The following is a 13,532-nucleotide window of genomic DNA, read 5'->3' on the forward strand; positions in this document are numbered from 1 at the left end:
CCCGCCGGCCACGCGCGGCGGGCCCGCCCGTCAGTACAGCAGCATCGCGAGGCGACGGCGCGCCGCGCTCACACGCGGGTCCTCGACGCCGACGACCTGGAACTGCTCGAGCAGGCGCTCGCGAACGCGGTTCTTCCCCTCGGCGTCGAGCGTCGGGAACAGCTGCAGCAGGCGATCGAACGCGTCGTCGACGTGGCCGCCCGAGAGGTCCAGGTCGGCGACGTCGAGCTGCGCGTCGAGGTCGTCCGGTGCCGCCGCGGCGCGGTTGCGGATGTCATCGAGCGTCTTGCCCTGCAGCCGGCCGAGCAGGTTCGCCTGCGCGAGCCCGGCCACCGCGAGCTCGTCGCGCGGATCCTGCGCGATGGCCGTGCGGTACGCCGAGGCCGCCGCGTCGTAGTCGCCGCGCGAGATCGCGTCGAAGGCCTCCTGGTGCAGGGGCGGCAGCGGCTCCTCCGCCTCCTCGGCGGCTTCCTCGCCCTCGCCCTCCTCGCCCTCGGCGGCGGGCACGCGACCGGTCACGCCGTTGCGCTCGGCGACCTCGAGCAGCTGGTCGAGGACCTGGTCGATCACGTCGTCGGGCTGGACGCCCTGGAACAGCGGCACGGGCTGGCCCGCGACGAGCGCGACCACGGTCGGGATCGCCTGCGCCTGCAGGGCCTGCACCAGCTGGGGACTCCGGTCGGCGTCCGCCGGCGCGAGCACCAGGCGCCCCTCGCGGGCATTCACGAGCCGCTCGAGCGCGGCGACGAGCTGCGTCGACTGCTCGCTCCACGAGGCCCACAGCGCGAGGACGACCGGCACCGAGCGCGACAGCTCGAGCACCTGGCCGAAGCTCTGGTCGTCGACTGCGGCGACGTACCCGCCGCCGGATGCTCCCGGTGCGGCGCCGGCGGGACCGGCATCCGTCGCCCGGCGCTCGTCGCGGTTGACGAGCGAGGACAGGTCGACCGCGCCGCGCAGGTTCGCGGGCTCGTTCGGCGGGTACGGGTTCGTCACTTGACCTCCGATGCTCCGATCAGGGACTCGGACCAGCCCAGCAGGCGGATCTTCTCGTCGGATCCGACCGCGGGCACGTAGAACATGAGCTGGATGCCCACGACGCGCTGCACGCCCTTCGCGCTCTTCTCGTCGAAGCCCGACAGCGCCGCGCCCGGCTGGCCCTCCTGGAATCCCACGGTACCGCCGTCGTTGGGCGTGACCTTCTCGGTCTGGTTGATCGAGACGGTCACCAGCGCGCCCGAGTCGTTCGTCGCGAGGGCCACGGTCGGGCTGTCGCCGACCTCGTTCGAGAACGAGGCGTCCGCCGTCTCCGGCAGGTCCTCCGAGGTCTTCTTCTGGCCCTCGACGCCGAGGTTCTGACGGATGGTGTCGCCCTCGGGGTCGAAGAACTCCGCGAACTCCGACTCGTCGCCCTTCAGCAGCACGTCGGCGTAGGCCGGCGCGACCTGGCCGGTGGGCATGATGAGGCCCTTGAACTCCGGGTTGATCGGCGGCGCGCCGATCGAGGCGGGTGCCACCTCGGGCACGTCGGCGTTCGGCACGAGCGCGGTCGCGTACATGATCTTGTAGTTCTCGCGCGGCGACTCCTGCCGCAGGACGAGGGCGGTCGGCGCGACCGTCTCGTCGTCGTTGTTCTTCGCGATCGTGAGGACGGTGCGCGGCCAGCCGGTGACCTGCTGCGGGAGCGTGAGCGTGAGCGGGGCGGCCGGGATCGCCGGCAGCGCGGCGTGGTCGGGCAGCGACTTGCGGATCGCGTAGTTCGCCTTCCGCGCCTCGAACGCGGGGCCCGTGAAGCGCTCGGCCAGCCGCTGCGAGTCGGCGTCGGCGTCGACCTCGGTCGTGAACACGGCGACGCGGCGCATGATGCGCTCCATCTGCGGGACGCTCACCGCCGGGACGACCTCGGGCGCAGCGGGCTCGTCGGCCTCCACCTCGTCCTCGCCGGCGGGCGCCGTCTCGACGGGCGTCGCGGGAGCGGTCGTCTCGGGCGCCGACGTCAGGTCGGGCCAGTAGTCGGCCGAGCACGCCGAGAGCGCGATGGCGGGCACGAGCAGCACGGGCAGCAGTGCGACGCGTCGGGCGCGGCCCGACGATCGGCGCGGGCCCGAGCCGGAGAGCGCCGCACGCTGCTCGCGCGGCGGGCGCGGGGCACGCATGAGCTTGCCCTTCGGCCCCTTGGGCAGGTTGCGGCGCGGGCCGCGGGAACGGCGGTGCGCCATGACGCCCGAGATCACGAGCACGATGCCGATGAGGAACAGCAGGCCGCCGCCCGCCATGAGCGGACCGGCCCACGGAGTGGCGTTGTCGAGGGGCCACGACACGACGATGCGGCCCGGTGCCGGCGCGGTGCCGTCCGAGGCGACCAGCACCGAGATGCCCTCGGGCACGTCGATCGTGGTCGTGAGGGTCCGGTCGCCGGTGAACTCGTCGAACCACAGGTCGCTGCCGGCGGGCGAGGCGGCGGGGTCGGGCTCGGCCTCGCCGTCCTCCGACGGCTCCTCGGTCGCCTCGGGCTCCTCCGTCGACGGCGTGCCGGGCGTCGAGTCGTCGACGGGGTTCGCCACGACGACCTCGCTGGTCAGCTCGTCGGTCTCGGCGTCGTGTCCGACGGACACGTAGGGGTCCTCGCCGATCCAGGCGAGCACGTCCGCGGTGCGCCCATAGGAGAGGTACACGGGACCGCCGCCGGAGAGCGTGATGGTCTGCTTGCCCTCGTGCGCGGCGAGGGCGTCGGGCGTGATCACGGTGTAGCTCGCCTGGTTCTCGACGACCGTTCCGAGCGAGACCTTGTCCGGCTCGAGGAAGACGGTTCGCTGGGCGATGCCGAAGCCGACCATCACGGCGGCAGCGGCGAACGCCAGAATGGCGAGGACGAATCGCACTCGGGGCACCTCCAGGCCGCGGTTCGCGGCATCCGACAAAGACACCCAACACTACCGACGCAGTCTGGGAGTCTCCTAACCGGAGTCTGGATGACACCGGCTCCCCGCCGGAGGGCCTCGGGCCGTATGATCGGATGCGACCCGCGCGCCCCCACACAACCCCCCACAACGCGGGACACGGACCCCGGAGGAAGAATTGGCCGTCGAAGAGACCGAGTTCACACAGGTATTCCGCGGATACGACAAGGACGAGGTCGATCGGAGCCTCAACCAGCTGCGCCGCGAGATCATCACCGCGAACAATGCGACGGGCGACCTCCAGAAGGAGAACAAGCGCCTCCTCGCGCGCATCGAGGAGCTCACCGCGGAGCTCGAGGAGGTCGGCAGCCCGACCTTCTCCGGCCTCGGCACGAAGCTCGAGAACACCCTGCGCGTCGCCGAGGAGCAGTCGACCCGGCTCATCGCGCAGGCCGACATCGACGCCGAGAAGCTGCGCCGCGCCGCGGAGGACGAGGCGCACCTCATGCGCTCCGACGCGCACGAGCTCGCCGAGCGCACGCTGAGCGAGGCCCGCGCCCAGGCCAACCGCCTGCTCGAGAACGCCCGTGCCGAGGCCGACGACATGGTCGCCCGCGCGCACGAGGCCAGCGAGCAGCTGCGCGACGACGCCAACCGCGACGCGGCGACGATCCGCGGCACCGCCTCGACGGAAGCGGCCGAGGTCCGGGCCACCGCCAAGCGCGAGTCCACCGCCGTGGTCGCCGAGGCCGAGCGCAAGGCCGCCGAGATGCTCGTGGCCGCCAACACCGAGGCCAACGAGGCCCGCGCCGCCGCTGCCGGCCTCCAGGAGGAGACCGAGCAGACCCGCGCCGAGGTCGCCGTCGAACTCGACCAGAAGCGCGCCGAGCTCGCGAAGGAGACCGAGCAGGCCCGCATCGACCTCGCCAAGCAGACCGAGCAGGCCCGCCTCGACCTCGAGCGCGAGACCGCCGAGGGCCGCGCCGACATCGAGGCCGAGATCGCCGAGCGCCGCACCGCACTGGAGAACGAGCTCGAGCAGGCCCGCACCGACCTCGAGCACGAGATCGAGGCCGAGCGCGTGAAGCTCGAGCAACAGCGCGAGCAGGTCGTCGTCGACCTCGAGCGCGAGGCGAAGGGCGCCCGGCAGAAGCTCGAGCACGAGCTCGAGCGCATCCGTGCGAAGCACGCCGCCGAGCTCGACCAGATGCGCGCCGACCTCGCCCTCGAGCAGGAGCAGGCCCGCGCCGACTTCGAGGCCGAGGCCGAGCAGGCCCGCATCGACCTCGACAACCAGCTCACGTCGATGAAGAAGAAGACCACCCACGAGGTCGACCGGATGCGCCGCGAGATCGAGCGCGCCCGTATGGACCTCGACGCCGAGCTCGCCACCAAGCGCGACGAGGCCGAGCAGGAGCTCCTCGCCGCGCAGCAGGAGGCGGCGGAGCAGACCAAGAAGTTCCTCGACGACGCGAACGCCGAGCTCACCGAGGCCGTCGCCCGCACCAACGAGGCTCGGGCCGAGGCCGACCGCCTCGAGACCGAGGCCCGGTCCGAGATCGGCGACGTGCGCGACAAGGCCGACGAGGAGGCCCGCGAGCGGGTCGCCGCGGCGCACGCCCAGGCACGCAAGCTCATCGCCGACGCCGAGGAGCGCACCCGCGCCCTCGTGGCGGACGCGGAGGACCGCCTGGCCCAGATTAGGATCGAGCGTGACGCGGTCGCCGGCTACTTCGAGAGCCTGCGCGGCGTGCTGACCCAGGCGGAGCAGGTGGCTGGCAAGTAGCCCGAGACGAGGGAGCGCGGTCGGTGAGGATCCAGAACGCGTTCCGCATCGCCCTCGTCGGCACCCTGGGTGTCGGCGTGGGCCTCGTCATCCTCTCGGCGCTGTCGAGCCTCTCGACGATCCTGACCTACATCGGAGCAGCGCTGTTCCTGGCCCTCGGCCTCGAGCCCGCCGTGAGCGGGCTCGAGCGCCGGGGGCTTCCGCGTTGGAGCGCCATCGTCCTCGTGATCGTCGGCGTCGCGGCCGTCGTCGCCGCACTGCTCATCGCGGTGATCCCGATCATCGTCGACCAGGTCGCGGAGCTCATCGCCCAGCTCCCCCGGATCGTCGACCAGATCAACCGGGTGGACTGGATCGCGTGGCTGCAGGAGCAGTTCCCGCTGCTGAAGATCGAGGAGATCAGCGAGCAGGCCGGCGCCGCCCTCACCGACTTCTTCACGAACCCCGACAAGCTGAGCGAGCTGCTCGGCGGCGTGTGGGCGGTGGCGCTCGCGATCGGCGGCGGCGTCTTCGCGGTGATCGTCGTCGCCGTGCTGACGATCTACTTCACCGCGTCGCTCGACGCGATGAAGCGGGCGACCTACCAGCTCGTCCCCGCGTCGCGTCGCGCACGCTTCGCCGACCTGACCGAGCAGATCACGCAGTCCGTCGGGCGCTACGTGATCGGCCAGGTCTCGCTGGCGGCCGTGAACGGCTTCCTCAGCTTCACGTTCCTGTCGATCATCCGCGCGCCGTTCCCCGCGGTGCTGGCGTTCATCGCCTTCCTGTTCTCGCTCGTGCCGCTGGTGGGCACGCTGACGGGCTCGGTCATCATCATCCTGCTCTGCCTCATCCCGGGGATCGGATCGCCGCTCACGGCGCTCGTGGCGGCCGTCTACTACCTGATCTACATGCAGGTCGAGGCGTACGTGCTGTCGCCGCGCATCATGAGCCGGGCGGTGAAGGTGCCCGGGGCCCTCGTCGTGGTCGCGGCGCTGGCCGGCGGCGCGCTGCTCGGCATCCTCGGCGCGCTCGTCGCGATCCCGATCGCGGCCGCCGTCCTGCTGATCATCAAGCAGGTCGTCATCCCGCGCCAGAACGAGCGCTGACCGGCGCGCCGGCTCCTCGGCGCCTCAGTCCTGCGTCGGCGCGAGGGATGCCGCGGGCCACTCCGTCGGCAGCGGGAGCGCGGACGGGTTCACCGCGCGCACGATCTCGTCCAGCACGCGCCGCGTCTGCGACTCCCCCACCCAGAGGTGCTTGCCGCCCTCGACGTCGATGCGGGTGAGGTTCGGCAGGCCCTCGAACCGCTGCGCCGCCTCGGCCGGCTTCAGGTAGTCGTCGTGCTCGGGGATGAGCGCGACCATCGGCACCGTCGCCGAACGCCACCTGGCGAGCTCCTCCTCGCTCGTGCGGTGCAGCGGCGGCGAGAGCAGGATCGCACCGGCGATGCCGTGCTCGAGCCCGTACTTCAGGGCGAGCTCCGTGCCGAACGACCAGCCGACCAGCCACGGGTTCGGCAGCCCGCGCTCCGCGACGAAGCGCATGGCCGCCGCGACGTCCGCGCGCTCGCTCACGCCGTGGCCGAACTCGCCGTCGCTGGTGCCGCGCGGTGACGACGTGCCCCGCGTGTTGAAGCGCAGCACTGCGAGGTCGGCCAGCGCGGGCAGCCGGGCGGCCGCCTTGCGCAGGATGTGCGAGTCCATGAACCCGCCGGCGGTCGGCAGCGGATGCAGCGTCACGAGCGTCGCGACGGGGGCGCGGTCGGCCGGCTGCGCGAGTTCGCCGACGAGCCGCAGCCCGTCGTCGGTGCGCAGCTCGACCTCCTCGCGACGGGCGGGCAGCTCGACGCCCGCGCGGATCTCGATCATGGTGTCGTCGGTCACGTCGGTCCGATCCTCCAGCAGTGCGTGTGCCAGTGCCTCCGCGAGGCCAGGTCCGCGGCGTCGCCGAGGACCCCGTCCGCGCGCCACGCCACGAGGTGGGCGACACCGGGTTCGATCTCGAGCCCGCACCCGGGGCAGAGGTAGGCCTTGACGGCCTGCGCCTCGGTCACCGGCTGCACGTACCACTCGCGGCCGCCGCGCACCTCGGTACGCTTCCAGCCCGAGGTCAGCCGCGCGACGTCGAGCTCGGGATGCGGCTCGCGCGACCGCGCCGCACGACCACGGGAGCGGTTCGAGCGGGGCATCGGTCCAGTCTACGGTGCGCGGTCGACGCGCGGCTCAGTACCAGCCGACGCTCTGCGAGTGCGCCCAGGCGCCGCAGGGCGTGCCGTAGCGGCCCTGGATGTAGCCCAGGCCCCATTCGATCTGCGTGGCGGCGTTGGTCGCCCAGTCCGCGCCGGCGGTCGCCATCTTCTCACCGGGCAGGGCCTGCGGGATGCCGTAGGCGCCGCTCGAGGCGTTGTACGCGTTCACGCGCCAGCCGGACTCCTTGTTCCAGAGCGCGACGAGGCAGTCGAACTCGGTCGACGGCCAGCCGCGGGCGGCCACCGCCTGCGCCCCGTAGGCCTGCGCCGATCCCGGGTCGGGCACGATCGCGGGCGGGGCCCAGCCGGCCGCCGAGGCGGGCTCGGGCTCCTCGGGCTTGGCCTCGACCACGTAGCCCTCGGACGCCACTGCGACCGAGGCGTAGCCGTCGTCCGGGGCGATCTCCTGCGTCGCCTCGCCTCCGAAGCGGTCGACCGGCGTGTACGTCGAGGTGGCCGTGGCGCCCGAGTACGGGTCGACGACGTTGACGAGCAGGAAGCTGACGGCCGCCGCGAACGCGAAGACCACCGTCACGGCCTGCTTCACGGGCCCGGCGACGGCGCGACGCGGCCCGGTCGACGCCGGCGACGGCGGCGGTGCCGCGGCGACGGCGTGCTGGCGCCGCACGGGCGGCGCGGTCGCGACTGCGGGGGCGTCCTGCGCGCGGCGGGACGGTTCCGACGCGGTCGTCCCGGGGCGCTGCGGGCGCACGGGCGACCTCGGGTCGGCACGTGGGTCGGGCGCGCGCCGCGCGGACGCCGCAGCGCGACGCGACCGTGACTCGGCCTCGGCGTCGTCGCGGGCCCACCGTTCGCGGACGGCCTCCATCGGCATGTCGTCGAATCCATCCGAATGCCTGCCCACGATTGGACGAGTGTATCGGAGGGACTCCCGCCGGGCGAAGTCGGACTCGCTCATCGCACCGCCAGCATCACGTCGACGACGGCGTCGAGCACGAGGTCGACCTGCGCCTCGCGGTAGCCGCCGCGCTGGGCCGAGAAGACGACCGAGCGGACGTCCTCGATCGCGATCGGCCAGCCGTCGCGGAAGTAGCGGGTGAGCTTGTCGGCGAACGCGTCGACCTCGTGCACGTCGTACCCGACCGCGAGCTTGCTCACGCGGTCGAACCGGGCGCGCTCGGGCCGCGCGAGCCGGTTCGCGATCACCTGCGCGGTGGTCCGGGCCTCGGTGAGCCATGCCTCGTCGCCGTGGAGCCGCGACGCGATCTGGCGCTCGCGGAACGCGAACGCGTCCTCCAGGCGCTCGAGCGCGGCGTCGACGTGCGCCGTGCTGTAGCCGCCCTTCTGCATCGAGAACGCGGTCAGGCGGATCCGCTCGGCGTCGAGGGCCTCGTCGCCGGACGACGGCCGGCCGTCGTACGCGCGGCGGGCGCGCTGGAGGAAGTCCTCGACCTCGGCGGTCTTGTAGCCCAGCTGGTTCTTGCGGGCCCGGGGGAACGTGGCATCCACCGCACCAGTATCGCGCACGCCCGGCCGAACCGGCGCACGCTCAGCCGAAGAGGTGGAACGCGGCGAACGCGACCGCCGCAGAGGGCAGGATCGAGTCGAGGCGATCGAGGAACCCGCCGTGCCCCGGCAGCCACGAGCTCATGTCCTTGATGCCGAGGTCGCGCTTGATCAGCGACTCCGCGAGATCGCCGAGCGTCGCCGTGAGGAAGATCGCGGCGCCGAACGCGAGGCCGAACCACCACGGCTGGCCGAGCATGAAGAGCGCGAGGATCACGCCGGCGACGAGGCTCGCGGCCGCACCGCCCGCGAAGCCCTCCCAGGTCTTCTTCGGACTGATCACGGGCGCCATCGGGTGCTTCCCGAACGCCAGTCCCGACGCGTACGCGCCGGTGTCGGCCGATACCGCGAGGATGATGAACGCCAGCGTCCACCACTGGCCGCCGTCGGCGGCCGTCAGCACGACGGCGAACGTCGCGAGGAACGTGACGTACCCCTGCACGAACAGGGCGGCGCCGAGGTCGGCCGCGAGACTGCCCGACTCCGCGCGCACCGAGGCGGACGCCTGCTCGGCGAGTCGCCATAGGACCACCAGGAGCATGCCGACGAGCACGGCGACGAGCTGGCCGGCCGCGCCGCCGTAGTACGCCGCCGGCACCGCCGCGACGGCGCTGATGACCGTGGGGATGCGCGGCACCCGGTAGCCGCCGTGCCGCAGCGCCGCGGCGAGCTCGGAACTGGAGAACCCGGCCATGACGACCGCGAACACCATGAAGAGCTCCTTGAAAACGAGCAGGCTCAGCAGGAGCGCCCCGCCGAACGCGAGCCCGATCAGGATCGCGACCAGGAGGTTGCGGCCGGTCCGCGCGTTGATGCGCTCCTGCGCCTCGTCGAACTGCGCCCGCGACGCCTCGAACTGGCGCTCGAGGTCGACCCGGCGCGCGTGGATCTGCGCACGGAGGTCCTCTCGCGCCGGATGCCGCTCGTCCTCGGCGTCCGACCGTTCCCCCTCAGGGACGCCCGTCATCGTCCTGCCTCAGACCTCGAGGAGCTCGGCTTCCTTGCGCTTGAGGGCCTCGTCGATCTGGTCGACGTGCGACTTCGTGATGTGCTCGAGCTCCTTCTCACCGCGCGCCACCTCGTCGTCGCCGACCTCGCCCTTGAGGGCCTCGAGGTCGTCCTTCGCCTTCCGGCGGATGTTGCGCACCGAGACCCGGCCGTCCTCGGCCTTGGCCTTCACGATCTTCACGAACTCCTTGCGGCGCTCCTCGGTGAGCTCAGGGAGCGTCACGCGGATGAGGTTGCCGTCGTTGGTCGGGTTCGCGCCCAGGTTCGGCGTGTCGCGGATGGCCTGCTCGATGTCCTTCATCGCGCCCTTGTCGTAGGGCGTGACGACGAGCGTGCGCGCCTCGGGGTTGTTGAGCGAGGCGAGCTGCGCGAGCGGCGTCGGCGTGCCGTAGTAGCTCACCATGATCTTCTGGAAGAGCTGCGGGTTGGCGCGACCGGTGCGCACCGACGCGAACTCGTCCTTCGCGACCTCGACGGCCTTCTGCATGCGGTCACTTGCTTCGGACAGTACATCCGCGATCACGGGGGACTCCTTCTCTCGGGCTCGGGACAGTCTATCGATCGGCGTCGGACTCGCCGTTGCTCACCACGGTGCCGATGCGCTCGCCGAGGATCGCCTTGGTGACGTTGCCGGCCGGCTCCATGCCGAACACGATCATGGGCATGCCGTTGTCCATGCAGAGGCTGAACGCCGTCGAGTCGACGACCTTCAGGCCGCGCTGCAGCGCCTCCTGGTAGCTGATCCGGTCGATCTTGTGCGCGTCGGGGTTCGTGCGGGGGTCGTCGGAGTAGACGCCGTCGACGCCGTTCTTGGCCACGAGCACCTCGTCGGCGCCGATCTCCAGCGCACGCTGCGCCGCCACGGTGTCGGTCGAGAAGTACGGCAGGCCTGCTCCGGCCCCGAAGATCACGACCCGGCCCTTCTCGAGGTGCCGCTCGGCGCGGCGCGGGATGTAGGGCTCGGCGACCTGGGTCATCGAGATCGCGGACTGGACCCGCGTCTCGGCACCCGCCTGCTCGAGGAAGTCCTGGAGGGCGAGCGCGTTCATCACGGTGCCGAGCATGCCCATGTAGTCCGCCCGACCGCGGTCCATGCCGCGCTGGCTCAGCTCCGCGCCGCGGAAGAAGTTGCCGCCGCCGACCACGATCGCGACCTCGACGGTGCGTGCGGCATCCGCGATCTCACGGGCGAGCGAGCTGACGACGTCGGGGTTGACCCCGAGCGCACCGCCACCGAACGCCTCACCCGACAGCTTGAGCAGCACCCTGCGCTGGTGTTCCATCCCCGACCGATCCTTCCCCTCTGGGAGTCAAAACTAGTGGTTCCCGGTCGTCGGCGCAGTGCCGACGGGCCGGTGCCGTGCGCGGCGTCGACGGACGTCCGCGCACAGCAAAGGAGTCCGGACCGCGGGATGCGGTCCGGACTCCCCTGTCACGTGTTACGCGCCGACCTTGAAGCGGGCGAAGTCGGTCACGGTGAGACCGGCGTCCTGCACGACCTTGCCGACGGACAGCTTGTTGTCCTTGGCGTAGTCCTGCTCGAGCAGCGCGACCTGCTTGAAGAACGCGCCGAGGCGACCCTCGACGATCTTCGGGAGGGCGGCCTCGGGCTTGCCCTCCTCGCGGGTGATCTGCTCGACGAGCGCGCGCTCCTTCTCGACGGCCTCGGCCGGGACGTCCTCACGGGTGAGGTACTCCGGCGCGGCGAACGAGATGTGCTGCGCGATCGAACGCGCGGTCTCCGCGTCGTCGCCCGCGTAGCCCACGACGACGCCGACCTGCGGGGGCAGGTCCTTCGAGGTCTTGTGCAGGTAGATCGAGAACTGCTCGCCCTTCACGAGGCGGACGCGACGGAGCTCGACCTTCTCGCCGAGGATCGCGGCCTCGCCGTCGATGAGCTCGGCGACGGTCCCGCTCTGGGCCGGCGCGGCCAGTGCGGCCTCGACGGTCTCGGCGCGGGCGGCGGCCACGGCCGCGAGCACGCGGTCGGCGAGGCCGACGAACTTGTCGCCCTTGGCGACGAAGTCGGTCTCGCAGGCGAGCTCGATGAGGGTCGCGGTGCCGTCGCCGTTGTCGGCGGCGGCGACGAGTCCCTCGGAGGTCGAGCGGTCGGCGCGCTTGGCGTTGCCCTTCGCACCCTTCAGGCGCAGGATCTCCGTCGCCTTCTCGATGTCGCCGTCGGCCTCGACGAGCGCGTTCTTGGTGTCGGTCATGCCGGTCCCGAGCTGCTCGCGGAGCGCCTTGATGTCGGCGATGCTGACGTTGGCCATGTGGAATGGACTCCCTGTCGTTTCGGAGTGGGTGTGGGGGTGCCGATTACTCGGCGGCGGCAGCAGCCGTGGCGTCGGCCTCGGACTCGGTCGCGGCGACCTCGGTGGCCGCCTCGTCGACGACCTCGGCAGCCTCGGCCTTGGCCTCGGACTCCGTCTCCGCGACCTTCTCGGTCTCGGCGGAGGCCTGCTCCGGGGTGGTCTCCGAGCCGGCGTTCAGGAGCTCCTGCTCCCACTCGGCCAGCGGCTCCGACTCCTGGCCCTCCTCGGGCTTCTGGTGGCGCTGGATGAGGCCCTCGGCCGCGGCGTCGGCGACGATGCGGGTGAGCAGGCTCACCGAGCGGATGGCGTCGTCGTTGCCCGGGATCGGGTACTGGACCTCGTCGGGGTCGCAGTTGGTGTCGAGGATGGCGATCACGGGGATGCCGAGCTTCTTCGCCTCGTCGATCGCGAGGTGCTCCTTCTTGGTGTCCACGACCCAGAGCGCCGACGGCGTCTTCGAGAGGTTGCGGATGCCGCCGAGCGACTTGTGGAGCTTGTCGAGCTCGCGCTTCTTGAGGAGGAGCTCCTTCTTCGTGAAGCCGGAGGTCGTGCCCTCGAAGTCGAGCTCCTCGAGCTCCTTCATGCGGGCGAGGCGCTTCGACACCGTCGAGAAGTTGGTGAGGAGGCCGCCGAGCCAGCGCTGGTTGACGTAGGGCTGGCCGACGCGGGTCGCCTGCTCGGCGATCGACTCCTGCGCCTGCTTCTTGGTGCCGACGAAGAGGATGGTGCCGCCGTGGGCGACCGTCTCCTTGACGAAGTCGTAGGCCTTGTCGATGTAGGCGAGCGACTGCTGGAGGTCGATGATGTAGATGCCGGAACGCTCGGTGAAGATGAACCGCTTCATCTTCGGGTTCCAACGGCGGGTCTGGTGCCCGAAGTGCACGCCGCTGTCGAGCAGCTGGCGGATGGTGACGACGGCCATGGCCGTACTCCTTTGTTCTCAGTTGATGCCCCGGCCGGCGGCCGGGAGCCCTGGTGCCCGGCACGGCTCCGCCGGCTCTTGCGAGCGGGACTGAGTGGAGTCGGTGGCCGAATGGGCACGCGTAGTCGCCCCGACATGCGGGACGCTCCGGACATGCTATCACGGCGGGTCCGGACGACCGGTCCTCCCCACCCGACTGCGGAGCGCCTCCGACCGCCGGATCCCCGGTCGCCCCGGAGTGTCGGATTCCGCGCCGACACGCTGGTGGGATGCCGCGCACGCACCGCATCCGACCGCCCCGGCCACCCGTCCTCGCCGGCCTCGCCGTCCTCACCACCGTCCTCTTCGCCTCCGGGGCCGGCGCAGCCGTCGCGACGCCGCCTCGAACTGCACCGTCCCGCGCGGCCGGTGCGTCGGCCGAGGCGGTCGCCGCGTGGACCTGGCCCGTCGGACCGCCGGTGCTCATCACCGAGCCGTTCCGCGCGCCGGCGACGCCGTACGGGCCCGGCCATCGCGGCATCGACCTCCTCGCCGCGTCAGGGTCGGTCGTCGTCGCGCCCGCGGACGGCGTCGTGTCCTTCGCGGGCTCGGTCGCCGGCCGCGGCGTGCTGTCGATCGACCACGGCGACGGGGTCATGAGCTCGATCGAGCCGGTCGCGGCGGGCGTCGCCGCAGGCGACCCGGTCTTGCAGGGTGGACCCGTCGCGACCGTCGCGGGCGGCGGGCACTGCGACGCCCGGTGCGTCCACTTCGGGGTGCGGGTCCACGGCGCCTACGTGTCGCCGTTGCGCTGGCTCGGCGGCGTCCCGCGAGCCGTGCTGCTGCCGATGGGCGGCTGATCGCCCGG

14 protein-coding genes are annotated in these 13,532 nt (G+C 71.9%); 3 read left to right on the forward strand and 11 right to left on the reverse strand.

The annotated features are described in order from the left end of the window. Positions 1–30 precede the first annotated feature (30 nt). Entirely contained in the window at positions 31–996 is a 966-nt protein-coding gene (locus ABD230_RS02695; protein ID WP_344369249.1) for a tetratricopeptide repeat protein, read from the reverse strand. Further along, positions 993–2,882, reverse strand: coding sequence for a DUF8094 domain-containing protein (locus ABD230_RS02700; protein WP_344369251.1), 1,890 nt, complete (start codon positions 2,880–2,882; stop codon positions 993–995). The genes ABD230_RS02695 and ABD230_RS02700 overlap by 4 nt, the downstream gene beginning before the upstream one ends. 196 nt (positions 2,883–3,078) lie before the next feature. Between ABD230_RS02700 and ABD230_RS02705 the strand changes: the two genes are divergently transcribed. Then, positions 3,079–4,686 (forward strand): DivIVA domain-containing protein, encoded by a 1,608-nt coding sequence (locus ABD230_RS02705; RefSeq protein WP_344369252.1) that lies wholly within the window; start codon positions 3,079–3,081, stop codon positions 4,684–4,686. Between the two features lie 23 nt (positions 4,687–4,709). Then, on the forward strand, positions 4,710–5,774 hold the full coding sequence (locus ABD230_RS02710) for an AI-2E family transporter (RefSeq protein WP_344369253.1): 1,065 nt from the start codon (positions 4,710–4,712) through the stop codon (positions 5,772–5,774). Positions 5,775–5,798: 24 nt separating this feature from the next. On the opposite strand, the gene ABD230_RS02715 is transcribed toward ABD230_RS02710, so the two are convergent. From ABD230_RS02715 to rpsB, 9 genes are all read right to left on the reverse strand, one after another. Next, positions 5,799–6,536: an alpha/beta hydrolase gene (locus tag ABD230_RS02715; RefSeq protein ID WP_344370106.1), complete on the reverse strand. Its 738-nt coding sequence runs from the start codon at positions 6,534–6,536 to the stop codon at positions 5,799–5,801. An 11-nt stretch (positions 6,537–6,547) separates the two neighbouring features. Then, positions 6,548–6,856 (reverse strand): hypothetical protein, encoded by a 309-nt coding sequence (locus tag ABD230_RS02720; RefSeq protein ID WP_344369254.1) that lies wholly within the window; start codon positions 6,854–6,856, stop codon positions 6,548–6,550. Between the two features lie 34 nt (positions 6,857–6,890). Continuing rightward, entirely contained in the window at positions 6,891–7,544 is a 654-nt protein-coding gene (locus ABD230_RS02725) for an aggregation-promoting factor C-terminal-like domain-containing protein (protein WP_344369255.1), read from the reverse strand. Positions 7,545–7,831: 287 nt separating this feature from the next. Next, on the reverse strand, positions 7,832–8,386 hold the full coding sequence (locus ABD230_RS02730; RefSeq protein ID WP_344369256.1) for a DivIVA domain-containing protein: 555 nt from the start codon (positions 8,384–8,386) through the stop codon (positions 7,832–7,834). Positions 8,387–8,426: 40 nt separating this feature from the next. After that, entirely contained in the window at positions 8,427–9,410 is a 984-nt protein-coding gene (locus ABD230_RS02735; protein ID WP_344369258.1) for a phosphatidate cytidylyltransferase, read from the reverse strand. Positions 9,411–9,419: 9 nt separating this feature from the next. Further along, positions 9,420–9,974, reverse strand: coding sequence for a ribosome recycling factor (gene frr, locus ABD230_RS02740; RefSeq protein WP_344369260.1), 555 nt, complete (start codon positions 9,972–9,974; stop codon positions 9,420–9,422). A gap of 31 nt (positions 9,975–10,005) precedes the next feature. Beyond that, complete coding sequence (gene pyrH, locus ABD230_RS02745) at positions 10,006–10,734, reverse strand: UMP kinase (RefSeq protein ID WP_344369261.1); 729 nt, start codon at positions 10,732–10,734, stop codon at positions 10,006–10,008. A gap of 156 nt (positions 10,735–10,890) precedes the next feature. Next, positions 10,891–11,721: a translation elongation factor Ts gene (gene tsf / locus ABD230_RS02750; protein WP_344369262.1), complete on the reverse strand. Its 831-nt coding sequence runs from the start codon at positions 11,719–11,721 to the stop codon at positions 10,891–10,893. A 46-nt stretch (positions 11,722–11,767) separates the two neighbouring features. After that, on the reverse strand, positions 11,768–12,685 hold the full coding sequence (rpsB, locus tag ABD230_RS02755) for a 30S ribosomal protein S2 (protein ID WP_344369263.1): 918 nt from the start codon (positions 12,683–12,685) through the stop codon (positions 11,768–11,770). Positions 12,686–12,954: 269 nt separating this feature from the next. On the opposite strand from rpsB, the gene ABD230_RS02760 reads away from it, so the two are divergent. Then, the gene (locus ABD230_RS02760; protein WP_344369264.1) at positions 12,955–13,524 is read left to right on the forward strand and encodes a murein hydrolase activator EnvC family protein; all 570 of its coding nucleotides are present in this window, start codon (positions 12,955–12,957) and stop codon (positions 13,522–13,524) included. Positions 13,525–13,532: the final 8 nt, after the last annotated feature.

Origin of the sequence: Agromyces tropicus, assembly GCF_039531345.1 — a bacterium.
Lineage (GTDB): Bacteria > Actinomycetota > Actinomycetes > Actinomycetales > Microbacteriaceae > Agromyces > Agromyces tropicus.

Excerpts from the sequence above, each read along its gene's own strand:
- ABD230_RS02715 (WP_344370106.1), bottom strand. The coding sequence starts at position 6,536 with ATGATCGAGATCCGCGCGGGCGTCGAGCTGCCCGCCCGTCGCGAGGAG.
- ABD230_RS02720 (WP_344369254.1), bottom strand. The coding sequence starts at position 6,856 with ATGCCCCGCTCGAACCGCTCCCGTGGTCGTGCGGCGCGGTCGCGCGAG.
- ABD230_RS02735 (WP_344369258.1), bottom strand. The coding sequence starts at position 9,410 with ATGACGGGCGTCCCTGAGGGGGAACGGTCGGACGCCGAGGACGAGCGG.
- pyrH (WP_344369261.1), bottom strand. The coding sequence starts at position 10,734 with ATGGAACACCAGCGCAGGGTGCTGCTCAAGCTGTCGGGTGAGGCGTTC.
- tsf (WP_344369262.1), bottom strand. The coding sequence starts at position 11,721 with ATGGCCAACGTCAGCATCGCCGACATCAAGGCGCTCCGCGAGCAGCTC.
- rpsB (WP_344369263.1), bottom strand. The coding sequence starts at position 12,685 with ATGGCCGTCGTCACCATCCGCCAGCTGCTCGACAGCGGCGTGCACTTC.
- ABD230_RS02760 (WP_344369264.1), top strand. The coding sequence starts at position 12,955 with ATGCCGCGCACGCACCGCATCCGACCGCCCCGGCCACCCGTCCTCGCC.